Source organism: Nostoc sp., from assembly GCF_036919575.1.
Taxonomy (GTDB): domain Bacteria; phylum Cyanobacteriota; class Cyanobacteriia; order Cyanobacteriales; family Nostocaceae; genus Nostoc.
Genome location: NZ_JBALBY010000109.1, coordinates 88,798 through 108,500, shown reverse-complemented (window position 1 = coordinate 108,500; position 19,703 = coordinate 88,798). Strand labels below are relative to the sequence as shown.

General features: G+C 41.4%; 11 protein-coding genes. 8 read left to right on the top strand and 3 right to left on the bottom strand.

Annotated elements, in window-relative coordinates; all coding sequences use genetic code 11:
* Positions 1-41: 41 nt before the first annotated feature.
* The 3 genes from V7K27_RS28515 to V7K27_RS28505 form a co-directional block, all read right to left on the bottom strand.
* Positions 42-2,642: a hypothetical protein gene (locus V7K27_RS28515; protein ID WP_334951756.1), complete on the bottom strand. Its 2,601-nt coding sequence runs from the start codon at positions 2,640-2,642 to the stop codon at positions 42-44.
* A 3-nt stretch (positions 2,643-2,645) separates the two neighbouring features.
* On the bottom strand, positions 2,646-4,085 hold the full coding sequence (locus tag V7K27_RS28510) for a PDC sensor domain-containing protein (RefSeq protein WP_334951755.1): 1,440 nt from the start codon (positions 4,083-4,085) through the stop codon (positions 2,646-2,648).
* A 246-nt stretch (positions 4,086-4,331) separates the two neighbouring features.
* A complete protein-coding gene (locus tag V7K27_RS28505) occupies positions 4,332-4,985 on the bottom strand; it encodes a helix-turn-helix domain-containing protein (RefSeq protein WP_334951754.1) in 654 nt (217 codons plus the stop codon).
* A gap of 525 nt (positions 4,986-5,510) precedes the next feature.
* Here V7K27_RS28505 and V7K27_RS28500 point away from each other — a divergent pair.
* The 8 genes from V7K27_RS28500 (at position 5,511) to V7K27_RS28465 (ending at position 19,511) form a co-directional block, all read left to right on the top strand.
* A complete protein-coding gene (locus V7K27_RS28500) occupies positions 5,511-6,263 on the top strand; it encodes a hypothetical protein (RefSeq protein WP_334951753.1) in 753 nt (250 codons plus the stop codon).
* 5 nt (positions 6,264-6,268) lie between these two features.
* Positions 6,269-7,252 carry a DUF1822 family protein gene (locus V7K27_RS28495; protein ID WP_334951752.1) on the top strand — a complete coding sequence of 328 codons (984 nt, stop codon included), beginning with the start codon at positions 6,269-6,271 and terminating at the stop codon, positions 7,250-7,252.
* A 20-nt stretch (positions 7,253-7,272) separates the two neighbouring features.
* Positions 7,273-9,642: a CHASE2 domain-containing protein gene (locus V7K27_RS28490; RefSeq protein WP_334951750.1), complete on the top strand. Its 2,370-nt coding sequence runs from the start codon at positions 7,273-7,275 to the stop codon at positions 9,640-9,642.
* Positions 9,635-10,444 carry a DUF928 domain-containing protein gene (locus tag V7K27_RS28485; RefSeq protein WP_334951749.1) on the top strand — a complete coding sequence of 270 codons (810 nt, stop codon included), beginning with the start codon at positions 9,635-9,637 and terminating at the stop codon, positions 10,442-10,444. The genes V7K27_RS28490 and V7K27_RS28485 overlap by 8 nt, the downstream gene beginning before the upstream one ends.
* 379 nt (positions 10,445-10,823) lie before the next feature.
* Positions 10,824-11,420, top strand: a complete 597-nt coding sequence (locus V7K27_RS28480; protein WP_334951748.1) for a hypothetical protein — start codon at positions 10,824-10,826, stop codon at positions 11,418-11,420.
* Between the two features lie 68 nt (positions 11,421-11,488).
* Positions 11,489-14,752, top strand: a complete 3,264-nt coding sequence (locus tag V7K27_RS28475) for a two-partner secretion domain-containing protein (protein WP_334951747.1) — start codon at positions 11,489-11,491, stop codon at positions 14,750-14,752.
* Positions 14,742-16,526 carry a ShlB/FhaC/HecB family hemolysin secretion/activation protein gene (locus V7K27_RS28470; RefSeq protein ID WP_442947656.1) on the top strand — a complete coding sequence of 595 codons (1,785 nt, stop codon included), beginning with the start codon at positions 14,742-14,744 and terminating at the stop codon, positions 16,524-16,526. Before V7K27_RS28475 ends, V7K27_RS28470 begins: the two co-directional genes overlap by 11 nt.
* A gap of 330 nt (positions 16,527-16,856) precedes the next feature.
* Positions 16,857-19,511, top strand: a complete 2,655-nt coding sequence (locus tag V7K27_RS28465) for a CHAT domain-containing protein (RefSeq protein WP_334951746.1) — start codon at positions 16,857-16,859, stop codon at positions 19,509-19,511.
* Positions 19,512-19,703 lie beyond the last annotated feature (192 nt).

Sequence of the window (19,703 nt, the reverse complement as noted above, 5' to 3'; positions counted from 1 at the left end):
ATTTTGAATTTTGAATTTTGAATTTTGAATTGATTTGTCCCTCATTTTCCAAGTAATGCCTCTGGAAAGGTAAATTTCAACCAGCAACGATCGCTAAGAAGTGGTAGCAAAACTCGTCCACTGGATAACTGCAAGTTAAACTGCATATTCTTGTTTCCATTTTCGACTTCCACAAGTGCAGGCAAATTTTTAGAGTCAACCTTGGAGTTGCTTCTATGTGTCCAGACTCTCAGTTCTTTTTCTTGCTTGTTTGATAAGCGGAAGGTGGCATATTGCAGAGATGAGAGTGATGGAATTTCGACACTGGCTGCTTGATGGTATTGCTCACCATCGGCATATCCCAACAGTATTTCTGCAATTTTGGGTTTTCCGCCAGCAGTGATTGTGAATATGGAATTTCCTCTTGGGTGTTGATCTTCTTGTAGTTCTACAACCACACGAGAAGCGAAGGCTCCATAATGTTTCATAACTAGAGTTGCTCCTAGAGATAGCACAGCAATACCCAATGCAATGATCCGCGCTAGAGAATTTTCCCAAATGAATAGACCGTGGATGAGTAGGATGCCTAAGAATAAACTGTATACACCTATACTGAACAACGGATGGTTGAGAATATTCAAGACTACTCCAGGTATAAGCTCTCCTTTGCGTCGGCTAGAAACCAACAATAAAACTGGAAAAATACCTCCAACGAGGGAGTTACCAAGTACACCAGCAAAGGCGAGTACATCTGTAAAGGATTCCGTACCCGCGAGGAAAAGCCACTCTGTTAGCAGGAAAACCACCACTAACGGACTAATGGATAGGAAGAAGCAACTTTGGTTGAGCAGGGTTGTCCAAAACCTTTTTGTCTGATTCTGATACTTAAAAGCAAAATTTTCGGTATCAGCTTTTAAGCCTCCTTCATAAACTAAGAGCATAGGTGAAATGACTTGTAGATAGACACTATCCTGGTTAGCTGAACTTACCTGGAGAAGCAAACGAGTATCCCATTTGCGTAAGTCGGGGAATTGATTGAATACCTCTTTAATGTCCCAATGTTCAGTAATTACAATTTCTACAGAGTGAACTTTGCCACTTAATTGAATATCCAGACGAAACTTAGATTGAGTGTCTGACTGTCCCAAGTAAGTCAAACCAATATGGGGAACGTGACTGGATTCACCAGAGGGGTGTAGAATTAATAGTCCTTGGTGGCGAGGCAACCTCAAAACAGGTTTGGGTGGAACTGGCAACCATTCCTTAGCTAAGTTCACTAAGAGACTGGAACTACGCAGCCAAGCCATTCCCAAAAGTAGGGTGACTAAAACTGCTCCTAAAACTGTGACGATGGAACCTACTTCTAGAGCAAGTGGTTTTAAGACTGTGCCTGATTGTCCAGCTAGTAATTGTGGGGCGATCGCTCCATTGACTGCTAATACCCAAATGCAAAATAAAATAGTTAAAAAAGCTGTTCCCGCTACACTACCCCAAATCAAGGATGTGGCACTAGAGTCACGAGGAAGTACAATTTTACCACATTCTCCTACATAGACATGTCCGAAGTAGAGCATCAGGCTCACACCGAAAATCCGTTGTAGTATCTGCGGTTGAAAAGAATGACCATCAACAAAGGGCAAGTTCACATATAACAGGTTTTCTAGTTGAACATGACCCAACGCCAGCAATGAAAGAACGAGGAGCAAACTAACGTTAATTACTGCCAGAAATACCATCAAAGCAACGGTGAAGTTTAAGGATTTTTGCGATCGCAAGTACAATCCCCCACCAAACAGCAACACTGCCCACAATGCTGCTGGTATAGGTGTGAAGCTTGCCATCGTTACCGATAAACCAATATAGCAAGCCAATGCAATCAGAAAAACACGGATGCCAACTGCGATCGAAAGTATAAATGAGCCTGTATTTCCTAAATAATTAGATACTAATTGTTTGATAAAAGAATTGCCATAACGAAAGTCGCCACTACGCCCAACGGCTTCTGCCATACAAGCCATCGTCAGGATGTTGATCGCACCGATGATCAGCAAAAAGGCAATAGTAACTAATGGCCCGACATCGGCGACCGCAATCGGCAAGGCTAAGAAGGCTTGGGGAAGACCCAAAGCAACGGTGAGTATGGAGGCTAGCCAGAAGGGTGGCAGAGATTCTAAACGTTGGGCAACAGCTGCACTCATCCAGCGCCACTGTTCGAGCAGTGGCATTTTAGATGCAAAGATAGTCAATAGTTGCTCTCTGTAGAGTCGAGAGTAAGCTACCTGTACCGCTTTCTCATCCAAACCCAAAACTGCCCGAATCTGAGGGACTGTTTGATCGGTGAAAGTGTATTTCTGTCCTAGAGCATGAGCAATAGCAGCTTTGAGTCTAGGGTTTTCCGGCACTAAGGATGCCCATTGACTGGCGTAGCGTTCCAAGTGCTGGATTGTGGGGTGGAGTGGTGGGGCATTTCCTAGAGCAAATGCTTCTAAGAAAGCTAAATCGCGTTCATTGGCAGCTTGTTCTGTTAGAGAAAACTCCAACAGCGATCGCGCTACTATCTGCGCTGTCCGACTCTCGATTAAAAATAGTATGGTGTTCGCTCGTCTAGCAGGTAAACCCGCCAGCACTTCCTCCCATGAAATTAATTCGTCGTCTGATGGCATTATTTATACCTCACTGGTGAGCGATCGCTCTTTGAGAGATTGCACTTTACTCTGCAATCTGCGGTAGTAATCAGTCTCCGTTTCGCTCACAATTACTGCTTGTTCTCTGAGTTTTTGGATTTTTATTTGTAACTGCTGAAAGTGTTCGTTTTCCGTAATTTCCGCAACATTGTTGGCTCTTTTTGTTTCATCAATTTCAATCCGAAGTTCTTGGACTTGCATTTTCAGCTTCTGATGTCGCATTCTGACTTCTTCAGCCATCTTCAAGAAAACACGGACTAATTGACCGATGTCATCTTGGCTATGAGTTGATTTCGCTAAACTCTGATGCAGTTCCAGTACATAAGAATCAAAATCATCATGTTCTAGTGCTTGGGCTGCGCCTGTGAGGGCGTGAATCGGTCGAGAAATTCTCCGTGCTAGGAGTAGTGCAATGATTGCTGTGATTCCGCCTATAATCAGCACACTGCTGCCGTGCAGCCAGATTAGATGATTTAAGGGAGCAGCAAATTGTGCTTTTGGCTTACTTACTCCTAATACCCAAGGTTGTTGTTCCAAGGGAGCAAAGCCAACTATCCTGGGCATCTGGTGTGGTGGATAGCGATAGGTAGCGTGACCTGCAAGTTTTGCTTTCACCATCACCTTTAATTCTGGAATGTTCAAGCTCTGAATCTGCTCCAGACCATAACGCCTATCGGCCACAATCTGTTTTAAAATATTCTGGGGTAAGGGGATAAGGCTATGGTATAGGAGAGATTGATCAGCATGACTAATAATCACTCCTTGCTGGTCAATTAGAAATACGTAGCTTTGGGAGCCTACTTGTAAATCATTGATAATTGCCCAGATATCTGCTCCCTTAATTTTGAGTACCAATACTCCGACAATTTCACCACTGAGCGATCGCACTGGGTGAGAGAAAAACATTCCTGGCCGTTTCGTCGTTTCACCCACCAAGATACTAGATACATAAGAGTTCCCCTGGATGCTGGAGCGGAAATATTCACGAAAGGCGTAGTTTTTACCAAAGAATTTGGAATCGGTAGCCGCAACGACATCACCCTCTTTATCCATTATAAAAACAGCATCAAAGTCCGGGTTAGAGCGGGAGACGTTTTCTAGCGTTTGTTGTAGATCATTGCGGAAGCCTTCTCGTTCTCCAGAGGTGCTAGCAGTTAGGAAATTTACTGCATTGCGATCGCTGCTAACTTGCACAACAATACGCCCGATATCAATAATTAACTGGTCGAGACGACTAGCAGTACTAGTGGCTAACAGTTCCAGTTTGCGATATTCTCCAGCCTCCACACTATTTAAGCTCTGCCGCAGATTGTAGTAGGCAGTAAAGCTCATCGGTATAAGTACCGCCGAAACTAATGCTGCGGAAATTTTCGCAGCGATCGGCCAGCAAAGTGGATTAAATAACCGATGGAAGTGCTTCATCTTGAAAACGCTTAGAAACGTTTGTTAATGTACAATTGAAGAAGAATGCAGAATTCAGAATTCAAAATTCAGAAGTCAGAAGTCAGAATCAATTCATTTGGGTTCCCAATCCCCAAATGAATTGAAGACCACAAAACAAGAAAATTTGGTGGAGGTCTTAAACCCGGTTATTCATCCACTTTTTCGGTGAGAATTCATTCTGAATTCTGACTCCTGACTCCTGAATTCTGTTCGGTAAAAGCTGTTTTACTTCTGAATTCTGACCCCTGAATTCTGAATTCTGCTGTAATTTTTGCTGTTCGGTTCAGTACGCTGTGCCTTTCTCCAAGCTTGGGGTGTAGTTTGGTGATATTGGCGAAACTGGCGGAAAAAATGAGCTTCATATTGATAGCCAACAGCTTCAGCAATTTGATTAACGCACAAATTACCTTCTAAGAGCAAACTACGTGCTGCTGTCATTCGGCGTTCGATAATCCAATGATTTATTGTTTGTCCCGTTTGTCGGCGTACTAAGTTCGTTAAATAAGCTGGACAGTAACCAACTGCAACAGCTACATCTTGTAAACTAATTGGTTGATGGTAATTTGCTTCAATGTACTCAAAAACCTGGCTCAGATGAGAATCAGAAGGAAATATCGATTGAGGGTTTAGCGATTTCGCAGTTTCAGGTGAAGGTGGAACTTGTTGGATCTGGGCAGCGTAATACTCTTTAGCAGCGCTTAATTCAGCTAAAAGCTCTTGCACTTTTGACTCTAAGGCTCTATTGGTTCTCTCTAAGTCCAAGAAACCCTGCTGGCGTAAACAAAGCTCGTCGTAGACATAGCTTATATCATGATCCCGGATATGCGGCAGTGTGACTTGAAAATTGCGTTGTTCTAAAATCCCATTGCTAGAAACCATACTTCCACTCCTGGCAATTACTGAATATAATACGGAGTTTCCAAAATCTCTTTCAAAATCAAGCCTCTATTTCTTAGGACTTACGTAAAAGTACACGCTGTAGGGGCAATTCATGAATTGCCCCTACCTAAAAATAAGGGTTTCGGTTATTGTTTGCGTAAGGGACTTCCAACAAATAAATTACCCAATCTTGTGGGGTGGGCAACATGAGCGCCTTTCTATACGGGCGGGCAAGATGCCCACCCCACAAGAAGTAGTTGAGTATTTTTTTATTTGTCAGTCCCTAAGTCCTATTTCTATATCAGTGAAAAATTGGCTAACTATGAAAAATGCAATACTTTGAACAACTTGCCTTAAATAATCTCTCTGATCTTCATCTGTGCGGTATCTAAGGGAGAACTAAATACAATTCTAAAGTTTTCATAATTTTTTGATTCCTCACTGATATAAGAGTAAGGTCAAATAAAGCGGTGCTAACTGTGCTGCTGTCTCGTGTCTACTATACTTTTTTTTGGTTTACTGTTTATGGACGATCAGGATGAACGCCTGCGCCAATTGATTGCAGCAGTTTGTCAATACCCAGATGGCAGCCGGGAATGGCGAAAAGCTATGAGTCGGCTTCTGATTTTAATTCAGGGACTACCAGAATTTAGAAAATACTCAAGCATAGACTGTCCCGACTACTTTTTAGATGCCTTAAACCAAAGTTTGGAGTGGTTTAGCCACAATATCAGAAACTTTCAACCGCGTACATCTTCAGTGCGATCTGATCTAGTAAAATGGCTCAAAAGCTACCTTTACTGGCGCATCAAAGATTTAAATTTACCATCTTCCTTAAGAAGAAAAAGACTTCATCTTTCCTTGGATGAAAGCATTTCGGATGCTGAGGCAGAGATCACAACTTGGTTAGAACGAGTGTCAGAAGAAGGACGACTATTAGGGACACCATCTAACCCGTATGTTCTAAGTGGATTAGAAATTTACTTAGAACAATTACAACGGGACTCACAACAGCGCTTGGTAGCTAATTTAGCGTATTACATTGAGCAAGACCCACACAAACAACTACAAAACTGTTATCCTCGAAAACACCCCGAATGCAATTGTCAAGTACTGAGCCAAAGGTTGCTGTTCATCTTTAAGAATCCACCAGATACACTTGCTGATATTGCTCGCGAGTGCCAAATCAATTACCAAACTCTAGTATCCCACTGGAAATTAAAAGCAATACCACTCCTGCAAGAAGTTGCCATTCAACTCGGATATCAATCTAATTAACAGCCATGAGTAGCACAGAAACGCTTTGTTTAAAAATTACACTTGGACAAGAAGCCCATGCGATCGCCCGCCAGTTTGCTGTTGAACAAACTACACCTCAAAAAGGGAAAAAAACATATTTGAATACACTAGCAGTTTATGCTGTTTATAATTACTTGAAATGGATGCAGATTGATACTGCTCTAGAGGCAGGTGATAGTTGGCATCCTCTTAAACGAGCTTTATTTGATGTTGCCGATCTAGTTCTTCCCAACATTGGGAAGTTAGAGTGTCGTCCAGTTCTACCTGGAGAAACAGCAATTTACTTCCCACCTGAAGTGATGGAAAATAGAATTGGTTATGTGGCTGTCCAGTTTAGCGAACGGTTAAATGAAGCGCAGTTGTTAGGATTTATCAGAACAGTTAATATTTCTTCTGCTTCAGAACAAATACCACTAGCAAGCCTAAAACCCCTTAATTACCTTTTCGACTGTATTCCTGACGCTGTTGCTCACCCTGCACTCAGCGCTAGCCAGATACGGGTAAACTTAAACCAATGGTTTGAGAATCTGTTTGAAAATAGTTGGATAGCTCTAGAAGAAGTTTTCGGCAGTATAAATGAGGAAAAGTTTGCTTTAAGAAGTATTTCATCCTTTAATGAAGCTAATGTGGCACGAGCCAAAATAATAGATTTAGGATTACAAGTTGGAAACCAATCTGTAGTGCTATTAGTTGCGATCGCTGCGCTCGCCAAAGGCATCGCACCGTATTCTGAAGATAAAGTAGAAATATTAGTACAGCTACATCCAATGGATGGAAACAAATATTTGCCATCTCACCTGATAATGAATTTACTATCAGAAGCAGGAGAGGTTCTTCAAGAACCTGTTGTATCGCGGAGTAATGATAACTTCATTCAATTAAAACGATTTCGGGGGTATTCTGGAGAAAGCTTTAATATACAAGTGTCTAATGGTGATTTCACAATCAAGGAGACTTTTGTTATCTGACACTTTTTTGTCGGAGTGCCATGAGTAAGTTAGTTGTCTTAAATTTGGGTAAGGGTGATCTCTACAAAGGCTTCCCTGATGTCACAGTTCAACTTGGGTTGACAAATGATCATCGGGCGATGCAATTTCGTGGTAGTTTACCAGCAGCGCCAGAAATTACTCAACTGTATCGAAATTGGCAAATATTATACTCCGCTCTCTACCGCTATTATGGTTGGTCTGTACGTCTAGAGATTGAAGAGACTGATGTTACAAATTTTTCGGAACTTGAATTTCACGATTTATGTCAGCAATTATCCTCTAAAATTAATACTTGGCTCAACTCGGAGCAGTTTCGCAAAATAGACCAAAAGTTACGCACGCAATTAAATCCAAATGAAGAAATTTGCTTCATGATTGCAACTAGTGATAATTTATTGCGGCGCATTCCTTGGCATTTGTGGGATTTTTTTGATGATTATCCAAAGGCCGAAGTAGCACTTAGCTCCTTAGAACCACAACGACCGAATCAAATATATACTAAAGAAAATAAAGTTAAAATGTTAGCGATTTTTGGTAATAGTAAAGGAATTGATATTAGCCAGGATAAGCGATTTTTAGAAAAACTATCAGCGCCAGCCAAAATAAGTTTTTTGGTTGAGCCACAACGAAAAGAATTAAGTAACGAACTTTGGGGAAAAGGTTGGAATATTCTATTTTTTGCTGGACATAGTTACAGTCAAGAAACAGGAGTTTTACAAATTAATCAAACTACGACAATTACTCTAGATAAATTAAAACATGGACTCAAGAAAGCAATTGAGAGCGGATTACGCTTGGCAATTTTTAATTCCTGCGATGGCTTAGGTTTAGCAGAAGCATTAGAGGATTTACACATTCCTCAAGTGATTGTCATGCGCGAACCAGTACCAGATTTGGTAGCACAGGAATTTTTAAAACATTTTTTAACAGAATTTTCTAGTGGGCAATCTTTATACTCTGCACTGCGTGAGGCGCGAAAAAGGCTGGAAGGAATAGAAGATAAATATCCTTGTGCAACTTGGTTGCCAGTAATTTGCCAAAATCCCTTGTCAGCACCAATGACTTGGCATCTGCACCGAAAGATGATCACCACCAAGAGTGTTTTCGCAATATTGCTAGCAAGCTTGTTGGTAACGACTTTGGTCATGGGTGTGCGATATTGGGGTTATCTGCAAACATCGGAATTACAGGCTTTTGACCATTTTATGCAATTGCGATCGCAACTTGTCACTGAAAAACCTGACGAGCGGATTTTAATTATTACTATTGATGAAGCAGATATTCAATACCAAAAGAATCAAGGAATGCAAATGCAATGGTCATTATCTGACCAAGCACTTGCTCAACTATTGGAGAAATTAAATAAGTATCAACCACGAACTATTGGTTTAGATATTTACCGTGATGGTATTGTAGATCCGAAATATCCAAATTTAGCTACTCGTTATCAGCAGGATAATCGTCTATTTTTTGTGTGCAAAGTTGCTACTACTGATGATGATGGTGATAGTGATGGTATTCCACCACCTGATGGAGTTCCAAGGGAACGCTTGAGTTTTAGTGATTTTGTTACAGATGATGAAGTTATTGTTCGTCGCCAGCTTTTACATTTGACTCCTCCCCCAAAATACCCATGTACCACAGAATACGCTTTTAGTCTACAACTAGCACTTCATTATTTAGACAAAGAAGGCAAAACATCAACTGTTACCAAAGAAGGTTATTTACAGATTGGTGATGTTGTGTTTGAACAATTAAACGGACACAGTAGCGGTTATCAAAAAGTGGATGCATCTGGTTATCAAATATTGTTAAATTATCGTTCTCTCTCTTCTGTTGAAAAAATTGCCGAGCAAGTTAGTTTGAGAGATGTGTTAGATGATAAAATCCCATCAGAATCAATTAAATTACTTAAAGACCGGATTGTTCTTATTGGTCTTTCTGATCCCACCAATACAAATGATTATTGGAAAACACCATTCAGTTCTAATTCCAACCCGAAGCAAAACAAAACACTGGGGGTGATTGTACAGGCGCAGATGCTAAGTCAAATCCTAAGCGCAGTTTTAGATCATAGACCTTTGTTGTGGTGGTGGTCTGGATGGATGGAGACACTTTGGGTATGGGGATGGTCATTGGTAGGAGGTATTACAGCGTGGTGTTATTTAAAACCACTGCACCTTGGACTTGCGGTGGTAGTAACACTTTTAACACTATTTGGGTTATGTTTTGGCATTTTTATATTAGCTGGATGGGTGCCACTCATCCCCTCAGCATTAGCTTTGCTAGCTACCCAAGTAACGGTAATTTCATGGTTTAGACGTTCCCATCTTGGTAAGAGAAAACAATTAAATTTTGATCATGATTAGAAAAAAATTATTAATCCAACCAATTCAACGTGCTTGCGTAATTCCTCTGGTATTCGTTAGTTTTATGAGTTACTCGCAATCAGTGCAGGCACAGCTTCCCAATTCGATTCAAAGCACTGTTAAAAATTCGGACTTCCAATCTTTTCAGCAACCGAAATTGCCTCGAAACGGCGCACCTACAGGTCGGCGCAGAGCAGGGGCTGGGCGTAATCCTGAGTGTCCTAGCTCTCTGACACGTCTTACTGCTTTAGTACCTGGTGATAGAGGGAAATCATTCTTAGCATCAACAGTTGCAGAATATCCAACTTTTTGGTTTTATGTTCCTGAACTACCACAAACTGCCCGTTCCGCAGAATTTGTGTTACATCTGGAAGATGTACAAAATGTCTATCGAATACCTCTTGCTCTATCTGGAAAACCTGGTATTATTAGCATTACTCCGCCACCACAACGGCAATATTCTTTAAAAGCAGATCAAAAATATCACTGGTACTTTAAGATTTATTGTGGTGATCCGGAAAAAACATCTGACAATTTTTATGTAGATGGGTTTGTGGAAAGACAGGTGCTGACTCAGGCTCTTGATAGTCAATTAAAAGCAGCAAAACTAAGGGAGTACATTGCCTATAGTGCTAATAATATTTGGTACGATGCCCTAACTAATTTAGGTCAACTGCGCCAAGCCAATCCGCAGAATGCAAATATTAATAAAGATTGGGTTGACTTATTAAATGCAGTTGGCTTGCAAGACTTTGCAAAAGAGCCAATTGTACAGGATTACAACTTGGAAAAATCAGACTAGTCACACGGTGGACTTACTGATTTATTGGGCGTGCTATGTCAAAAAGAAGCAGGGGATCAGCCAAGGGAAACGTAATCATGCCAACAAAGGGATTCTATTCTCAATTTTACAGTTTCATTATAAAATAATAAACAGCTAATAAATTGATTTTTAGTTAATTGAAGTTTAGTGCTGTGATTAGTGGAGGGTAAAATGGCTGGTGGTTTAGATTTTGCTCCTTGGGGTGCTTTAGCTAGCGATTGTGCGCTTGTTAAATTAACTTCAGATAGCACTTTTTCCAATATTTATAAGCTTCTAACTTAATAGAAGTAACTACCAGACCCCGATCAAATAGTACTTTTTTCATTGAAATTCCTATTATTATCTGGAGGCTATTGCTATGTTCAGTGAGCAGGCTTACTTGCTAGGATACCCTGATGTACAGGCGGCTGTTAATGCTGGCTCTTTTAGCTCAGGATTACAACAGTATGAACAGTTTGGACAATTTGAAAAGAATCGCTTTGGCTTTTTTTTAGGAACCAATGGAAATGATACTATAGCTGGTTTTGGTGAAGGTAACAAACTCATTGCTGGAATTGGTTTCGACGTTTTATCAAATGGATCAACAGTTGCTGGAGTCGGTCAGATTGATACCCTAATTGGCACCCAAGGGACAGATGTATTCCTCCTTGGCCATCCGAGTTTGTCTTCATTAAGCTCCACGCCTCAACAATTTTACGTTGGTGGCGGTAATACAGATTATGCTCTCATCCAGAACTTTGACCGAGCCAGTGACATGATTGTGCTAGAAGGATCACCACAGAACTACACTTCTCAAGTAGTAAACGGAAGTTTAAACATCTCTACATCATCGGGAGACTTAATTGGTATTGTGGAGGGCGTTACTTCTTTGATCCAGGTTCCGGGTAATTTGATTGACATTGCAATGTTCAACATTCCATTTAATGCTATTGGAGAGTTTTCTGTTTTTTTATAATGCAATGTCCGAACCATCACATCACGATTATTCGTAAGATATCAAGAGTAATTTAAGTCAATAATTCAATGCTTTATATTCATAGCCTAGATAAAATTTATTATTGGACTTTAAAGATTAGGGAAAATAAAATCAAGCCGCAAAGTGCGTCCTATGCGCCAACTTGCAACAAGCAGATTGCCCTAAACTTCGTTCAGCGAGAACGAGGTTTGAAAAATTCTTCTCCAAGCATATACTGGCGATCGCCCATCAATCAAACAGACTTTTCCAAATGCTGTGAAAACTCAGCTAGTGTATCAATAAAAACTCCGGTATGGTGGTTATGGTGTAGGAAGTTTGTAGGGTTAGGAAGTTGCTTGGTTATAGGGAGCGTGTTTATTGCTTCCTTACAAGAGCGTGTTTTTGCTCAAATTACCCCCGATAACACCTTACCTAATAACTCCAGCGTCACAAGGAATGGGAACATCTTCAATATTAATGGAGGAACACAAGCAGGAAGTAATTTATTCCACAGCTTCTCTGAGTTTTCTGTTCCTACTGGTGGCACTGCTTCTTTTAATACCGCTATAGATATTCAAAATATCATTAGTCGAGTTACGGGTGGGTCAGTTTCTAATATTGATGGGTCAATTCGCACGTCGGGTAATGCTAATTTATTTTTGATAAATCCGTCGGGAATTATTTTTGGACAGAACGCTCAATTAAATATTGGTGGTTCTTTTGTAGCGACTACAGCTAATGCGATCGCATTTGGCAATCAAGGAATTTTTAGTGCAACAAATCCGACTAATCCTTCACTGTTAACAATCAATCCTTCCGCTTTTCTATTCAATCAAATTGCTGCTGCGCCAATTCAAAATAACTCAGCTAATCTAAGTGTCGGAGATAATCTTAGTTTGCTGCTAGTTGGTGGCAATGTAGACATGAATGGTGGCTCCCTAAATGCTCTTGGTGGGCGAGTAGAGTTAGGAGGTTTAGCGGGAGAAGGGATAGTTGGGCTAAATGTAAATGGTAATAATCTGAGCTTAAATTTTCCGTCTGACAAATTGCCAGCTTCAGTATCGCTTACCAACGGCGCTGGAGTGGATGTTGCTTCTGGTGGTGGCGGCAGTATTGCCATCAATGCCCAGAATATAGATATTTTCGATGGAAGTAGCTTACGTGCTGGCATCAGGCCATTTGCAGGAGCCGATAACGCGCAAGCTGGAGATATCACCATCAGCGCCAAAGGAACAATGAGAATCGAAAATAGCTCTATCTACAACGCCGTTTTTGGTTCTGGAAAAGGTGGTTCCTTACGCGTGGATACAGGAAAATTGATTATTCAAGATGGAATAGTAACGACTGCTACTATTTCTAGTGGTGATGCTGGGGATCTGGTTGTGAATGCCTCTGACTCAATAGAACTAACTGGCAGTTCCTTATCAAACGGTACGATTGACATCAATGTTCCGATTAAGTTCTTCGGTTATTCTCCCAATTTACCTGTTCCTATTGGCTTGGTTTCCGCTTCTGTTGATGTCAATACTCTTCTACCCAAGAATCTTCGTTATCTAAGTTTCCTTCTACCTACTGCAAGTGGAAATGCCGGAAACCTGACCATTAAAACTGGGCGGTTAATTCTCTCTAATGGGGCAGTGGCATCGGCATCTACAACAAGCACAGGAAAAGGAGGAAATTTAACCGTGAAGGCAGACTTGATAGAACTCACTGGTACTTCAGCTAATGATTCTCCATTCTATCTGTTTAGTGTTACAAGTAAGCTTCCTAGTGCATTGCGTAATGATACTGACGGTCGGGCATCTGGGGGCAACTTGACCATTGATACTAAACGGTTAATTGTCCGTGATGGTGCATGGGTAATAACTGGTACTGGTAACAAGAAACCAGGAGGGGAATTGACTGTGACAGGAGGCGAATTGCTCATTAACGCCACTGATTCAGTAGAACTTAGTGGCACCTCATCAGATAATATTCCTAGCGTTTTGGCTTCTGGAACACAGGGACTTGGTAATGCTGGCAAATTGGTTATTAATACTAAGAAGCTGATGGTCAGCAATGGAGGAATTATCTCGGCAGGTACTTCTAGCTCTGGACAGGGAGGCGAATTGCTTATTAACGCCACTGATTCAGTAGAACTTGTTGGCACCTCAAAACAAGGGTTGTCCGCCCCTCAAATAGAAGATTTGATTGGATTTGGTGGAGCTTTAGTCTCTAACTTCGTAGAAGATCGTCCATTTCCGAGCGGTGTAATTTCTGGGACTGCAAATAAAGGAAATGCTGAAAACTTGACTATTAACACTGGACGGTTATTAATTCAGGGTGGAGCGCAAGCATCGGTTTCTACAATTAATGCCGGAAATGCAGGTGACTTAAATGTTCACGCCTCTTCTATAGAACTGAGTGGGACTTCGCTTGAAAGCCCAAAACCCAACGACATTGTAGGTCGAAGCCTGTTGACAACTGCTGTCGGTGAAGGCTCAACTGGAAAGGGTGGCAATATAACAGTTAACGCCAACTCCGTAACTATCACCAATGGTGCTGCACTGGCAGCCAGTACTTCTGGCTTAGGGCCTGCGGGTGACTTAGAAGTTAAGGCTAACTCGATATATCTCAACAACGCTGCCAAAATCACTGCTGACACTACAGGAGGAGGTGGAAATATCTTTATGCGATCGCCCTTAGTGTTATTAGGCAATCAAAGTTCTATCACCACCAACGCCAAAGGTTTTGGTATTCCTGGCGGCAACATCAATATTGACACAGATTTCCTCATTGCTTTTAAAAATAGCGATATCAGTGCCAATTCTGCTAACTTCCGTGGCGGAAACGTGCTAATTAATGCCCAAGGTATCTTTGGTACACAGTTCCGAGATGTGGCATCCGATAGCACAAGTGACATTACCGCTACTGGGGGAAGTCCTGATCTGAGTGGTACTGTAGAACTCAACACGCCCGATATTGATCCCAACAGTGGCTTGGTTGAATTGCCAACAATACCTGTTGACACCAAAGTAGCCCAAGGTTGCTACAGTCCAGGTAATACCCAAAACCGATTTGTGATCGCCGGACGCGGCGGTTTACCACCCAATCCCAAAGACATTCTCACTCCAGATGCGCCACAAATAGATTGGGTGTCTCTTAAACCCAGTAATAACAACCGTTCCTTTCCACCGATTACCAGTAAACCGACTACCTCCACTCCCAAACGTATTGTTGAGGCCACAGGTGCAGTGCTAAACGCCAAAGGACAAATAGTTCTCAGTGCTAATTCATCCACCGCTACCGATCGCACTTCCAGACAAAACCCTATTCAGTGTCATGGTAGCTAAAGGTACTCATATTTTTGCAGCATCCTGCTCGCTGATGTTGCTCAGTAAGCTGACAATTACACCCAGTAAGGCGCAAACAGTCAATCGCGTACAACTACCCCAAAACAATTCTCCCTCGCTCCCGCAACTCCCGCCGCCGCAGGATGTCCAACCACCTTCTCCCAGAACACCAACAACACCCTCTTTGCCACCGCAACTACCCCCTCCATCCGAACTATTCCAACCCAATCAACCATTACCCACGCCAGATGAACCACTCCCCGAAACATCACAAATCTTCACTGTTAAGCAGTTTGAAGTGATTGGCAATACAGTATTCAGCCTAGAAAAATTAAATCAGCTACTTGCTGAGTTTATCAACAAGCCCATAACATTTGCACAATTATTAGAAGCTCGTTCCAAAATTACCGAACTTTATATTAATGCGGGATACGTTACGTCTGGCGCTTATATTCCTGAACAAACTCTCACTACTGGTGTTGTCCAAATCCAGATAATTGAAGGTAAATTAGAGGATATCCAAATAACTGGAACTAGGCGACTCAACCCAAATTATATTCGCAGCCGTATAGCTTTAGGCGCATCCACTCCTTTGAATAAAAAACGCCTGCTAGAGTCCCTGGAACTATTGCAACTCAATCCTTTAATTAAAAAATTGTCTGCTGAACTGTCTGCTGGCTCACGTACTGGTGCTAATATACTGGCTATCAAGGTAACAGAGGCAGATACATTCAATCTACAAACAGTGCTGGACAATGGGCGCTCCCCCAGTGTTGGTAGCTTTCGACGCGAATTGCAAATAAACGAAGCCAATTTACTCGGATTTGGAGATAGTATATCGTTAGCGTACAGCAATACTGACGGCAGTAATACCATAGATGCCAGCTACAGCTTACCCCTCAATCCTCGCAATGGCACTCTCACCTTCAACTATGGAACTACATCGGCCAATGTCATTGAACGTCCCTTCAATAAATTAGATATTGAATCAGCTTCCCAAAATTACGAACTCACATTCCGCCAGCCTTTAGTGCAAACTCCTAACCAAGAATTCGCTCTTGGGATAACCGCTTCTCGCAGAGAAACTGATATTTCTTCCTCTCTACTGGAAGAGAATAATGTCCCCCTTTTTATACTTTCACCAGGCGCTGACGAAGAAGGACGCACCAGAGTATCTGCATTGCGATTTTTTCAAGAATGGACGAGTCGCAATAGCCAAGAAGTAATTGCCGCTCGTTCTCAATTTAGTTTGGGAATTGGTGCGTTCAATGCAACAATCAATGAGACTGCCCCTGATAGCCGCTTTTTCGCTTGGCAAGGACAGGCACAATGGGTACGCCTCTTAGCTCCTGATACTTTGCTATTAATTCGTGGCGATGTGCAATTGGCTTCTACAACGCTTTTAGCTTCGGAACAATTTGCTTTAGGTGGTATAAATAGTGTGCGGGGGTATCGTCAAGATTTCCTGTTAGCAGATAATGGCGCTCTTGCTTCTGTTGAATTGCGGCTACCAATTGTGCGTGTGTCTCAGTGGAATGGAGTTCTGCAAGTTACTCCCTTTGTTGATGTTGGCACTTCTTGGAATAATTCGTCGAGTGAGGATAAAAATAATACTAATACCCTAGCTTCTGTTGGTTTAGGTTTGCGTTGGTTACAGGGTAATAACTTTACTGCTGCTGTTGAGTGGGGTATTCCTTTAGTTTCTGTTCAGACTCAAGGCAATACGTGGCAAGAAAACGGGTTATATTTTTTTGTACAATATAACCCTTTTTAATTTTACAAGGTTTTTATCGAAACAGAATTCAGGAGTCAGTCGTCAGAATTCAGTTGGGTATTCTCACCGAAAAAGTGGATGAATAACCAGCGTTTTTGCACCCCCACCAAATTTTCTTGTTTTGTGATCTTCAATTCATTTGGGGATTGTGACCCCAAATGAATTGATTCTGACTCCTGAATTCTGACTCCTGAATTCTGACTCCTGAATTCTGACTCCTGAATTCTGACTCCTGAATTCTGACTCCTGAATTCTGACTTCTGAATTCTTCTTCAAGAGGATTGATTAAAAGTATAGATATCAAATTTAAATTAATATTCAGGAATTTATATGAGATTATCAAAACATTTATTTCTAGGATTACTGACTACATTTCTTTGCATATCTTTCTCGCCTTTTTTTGATTTATCTAATTTTGCAACATCTAAAATCGTATTGCCTGCTGTTTTAGCAACAACCTCTGCTGTCAACCAAACCCAGACTTATAGCTTAGTGCAGCAAAGCCAAGCACTTTATGAAGTGGGACAGTTTGTAGAAGCTATAAAAGTTTTAAAAAAAGCAGCTAATGAATTTCAAGCTACTAATGATGCATTAAACAAAGCTATAGCTTTGAGCAATCTTTCTTTAGCGTATCAGCAATTAGGACAATGGCAAGAGGCAACTGAAGCGATCGCACAAAGCATTAAACTCCTACAAACTCTCAAAGATTCAGATGCTTCCCAAGGGCGAACGCAAATCTTAGCCCAAGCTTTAGATGTTCGAGGTGGTCTGGAATTAGCACAGGGACAAACTGAAGTAGCCTTGAGAACTTGGCAAGAAGCGGCTAAAATTTATCAACACTTTGATGATATATCAGCACTGATTCGCAATCGGATTAATCAAACCCAAGCAATGCAAGCTATGGGAAATTATCTGCAAGCAGAGCAAACCTTAACCTCGGTACGAGAAATTCTCCAAAAACAATCAGATTCTCCTCTGAAAGCCACAGGATTGTATAGCTTAGGGAATGTTTGGCGAAGTTTGGGTTATTTAAGCAAATCGCAGGAAATTTTAGAAGAAAGTTATTCTGTGGCTGGGAGAGTGGGAAGTGCGATCGCCCAAAGTAATGCTTTACTGAGTTTAGGTAATACAGCCCGCGCTCAAGCATATGCTCAAGTTAGTTTGGGTAACTCAATCAGCGCCAAGGATTACACTAAAACAGCAATCCAATACTATCAACAAGCGGGGCAGATTGTATCTGCAACACCTACTGTGCGCCTCCAAGCTCAACTGAATCTATTAAGACTATTGGTAGAGCAAGAGGAATTTAGCACAGCCAAAGAATTATTACCCCAAATTCAGTCTCAGATAGATAATTTGCCTCCAAGTCGGACGGCTGTTAACTACCGGATTAACTTTGCCCAGACTCTGAGCAAAATGATCCAGAACGAAGTTCAGCCAAAAGATGTTGCTCAAATGCTAGCGCAAGCTGTGCAAGTGGCTAAGAGTTTAAAAGATCAGCGAACCGAATCTTATGCCCTTGGCACTCTCGGCGAACTGTACGAAAAAACCGGACAGTTCTTTGATGCCAAAAGTCTCACACAGCAAGCCTTGATCAAAGCCGAGTCTATTGATGCTAAAGACATTGCCTATCAATGGCATTGGCAAATGGGACGGATACTGCAAAAGCAATCCAATATTCCAGCAGCAACAGCTGCTTATCATCAAGCTTATAACGCTCTCAAATCTCTTCGTAACGATTTAGTTGCGATTAATCCTGATGTCCAATTTTCTTTCCGCGAGAGCATAGAACCTGTGTATCGACAGTACGTTGATTTACTGTTGCAAGAACCGGAAAATACTCTTCAAAAAAAGTCAGATAATCTCCAGTTAGCGCGTCAGGTAATCGAATCTCTCCAGTTAGCGGAATTAGATAACTTCTTTCGTTCGCCCTGTTTGTTACCAAGAGTTGACCTTGATAAATTAGTTGAAAAGGAAAAATCTACAGCTGTTATCTATCCAATTATTTTAGATAGCCGACTAGAAGTTATTACTAGACTGCCAGGGCAAGATCCAATCTGCAATACTACTAAAATACCTAAAGATGTATTAGAAAACACTGTAGAACAACTACAGAAATATTTACCCGATATTACCAGGGAGCCAGATGTTAAGCAGCACTCACAACAGTTATATGATTGGCTAATTAGACCCACGGAATCAAATTTAGCAAACAAAGGTATAAAAACTTTGATATTTGTACTAGATGGTTCTTTGCGGAATATCCCAATGGCGATTCTCTACGATAAACAACAGCAGAAATATTTGATAGAAAAGTATGCTATTTCTTTGACCCCTGGTTTGCAACTTGTTGATCCCAAACCTTTACACAACGTGCGGCTAAACGCTTTAGTGGCTGGAGTCGAGCAAGAACGCTTGATTGAAGGTAAATTCTTTCCCGAACTCTCAAATGTGACACAGGAATTAAAACAAGTCCAGTCTGAAGTTAAAACAAGTAAAGAACTCTTAAATCAGGATTTTACTGAAACTAATCTGCAAAAGCAAATTCAATCTACTCCTTTTTCAGTAGTACACTTGGCTACTCACGGGCAATTTAGTTCAGATGTTGAACAAACCTATATTATTACCTGGGATACTCTACTGAAGGTTAGACAGTTAGATAATTTACTACGAGCTAGGAGTGAAAGCCGACCAGAAACAATTGAATTACTAGTTCTTAGTGCCTGTGAAACCGCCGCAGGAGACAAACGAGCTGCTTTAGGATTAGCTGGAGTTGCGGTGCGGGCTGGTGCACGCAGTACGATCGCAACTTTGTGGACAGTAGATGATGAATCTACTAGCGACTTTATGGGTGAATTGTACCGACAGTTGGATGCTGGGGTAACTAAAGCCCAAGCTCTGCAACGCGCCCAACTTGCAATTTTAGCTAAAGAAAATCGTCCATATTTCTGGGCACCTTATGTTCTTTTGGGCAATTGGTTGTAATTCTGACTTTTCACGTTATGTGGAAAAGCTAACGATTGACCTAACCCCCTAACCCCCTTCCCTACCAGGGTTGGGCGAAAATTCAAAGTCTCTCTCCTTTTAGGAGAGAGAAATAGAAGTGAGGTTTTCCAGATGCCGTGAAAAGTTAGGTTGTAATTCTCTACTCCTAAGCTGTTGCGTATTTAATTTGTA

Coding starts and splice junctions, on each gene's coding strand:
- V7K27_RS28515 (WP_334951756.1), bottom strand. CDS start 2,642: ATGCCATCAGACGACGAATTAATTTCATGGGAGGAAGTGCTGGCGGGT.
- V7K27_RS28510 (WP_334951755.1), bottom strand. CDS start 4,085: ATGAAGCACTTCCATCGGTTATTTAATCCACTTTGCTGGCCGATCGCT.
- V7K27_RS28505 (WP_334951754.1), bottom strand. CDS start 4,985: ATGGTTTCTAGCAATGGGATTTTAGAACAACGCAATTTTCAAGTCACA.
- V7K27_RS28500 (WP_334951753.1), top strand. CDS start 5,511: ATGGACGATCAGGATGAACGCCTGCGCCAATTGATTGCAGCAGTTTGT.
- V7K27_RS28495 (WP_334951752.1), top strand. CDS start 6,269: ATGAGTAGCACAGAAACGCTTTGTTTAAAAATTACACTTGGACAAGAA.
- V7K27_RS28490 (WP_334951750.1), top strand. CDS start 7,273: ATGAGTAAGTTAGTTGTCTTAAATTTGGGTAAGGGTGATCTCTACAAA.
- V7K27_RS28485 (WP_334951749.1), top strand. CDS start 9,635: ATGATTAGAAAAAAATTATTAATCCAACCAATTCAACGTGCTTGCGTA.
- V7K27_RS28480 (WP_334951748.1), top strand. CDS start 10,824: ATGTTCAGTGAGCAGGCTTACTTGCTAGGATACCCTGATGTACAGGCG.
- V7K27_RS28475 (WP_334951747.1), top strand. CDS start 11,489: ATGCTTTATATTCATAGCCTAGATAAAATTTATTATTGGACTTTAAAG.
- V7K27_RS28470 (WP_442947656.1), top strand. CDS start 14,742: ATGGTAGCTAAAGGTACTCATATTTTTGCAGCATCCTGCTCGCTGATG.
- V7K27_RS28465 (WP_334951746.1), top strand. CDS start 16,857: ATGAGATTATCAAAACATTTATTTCTAGGATTACTGACTACATTTCTT.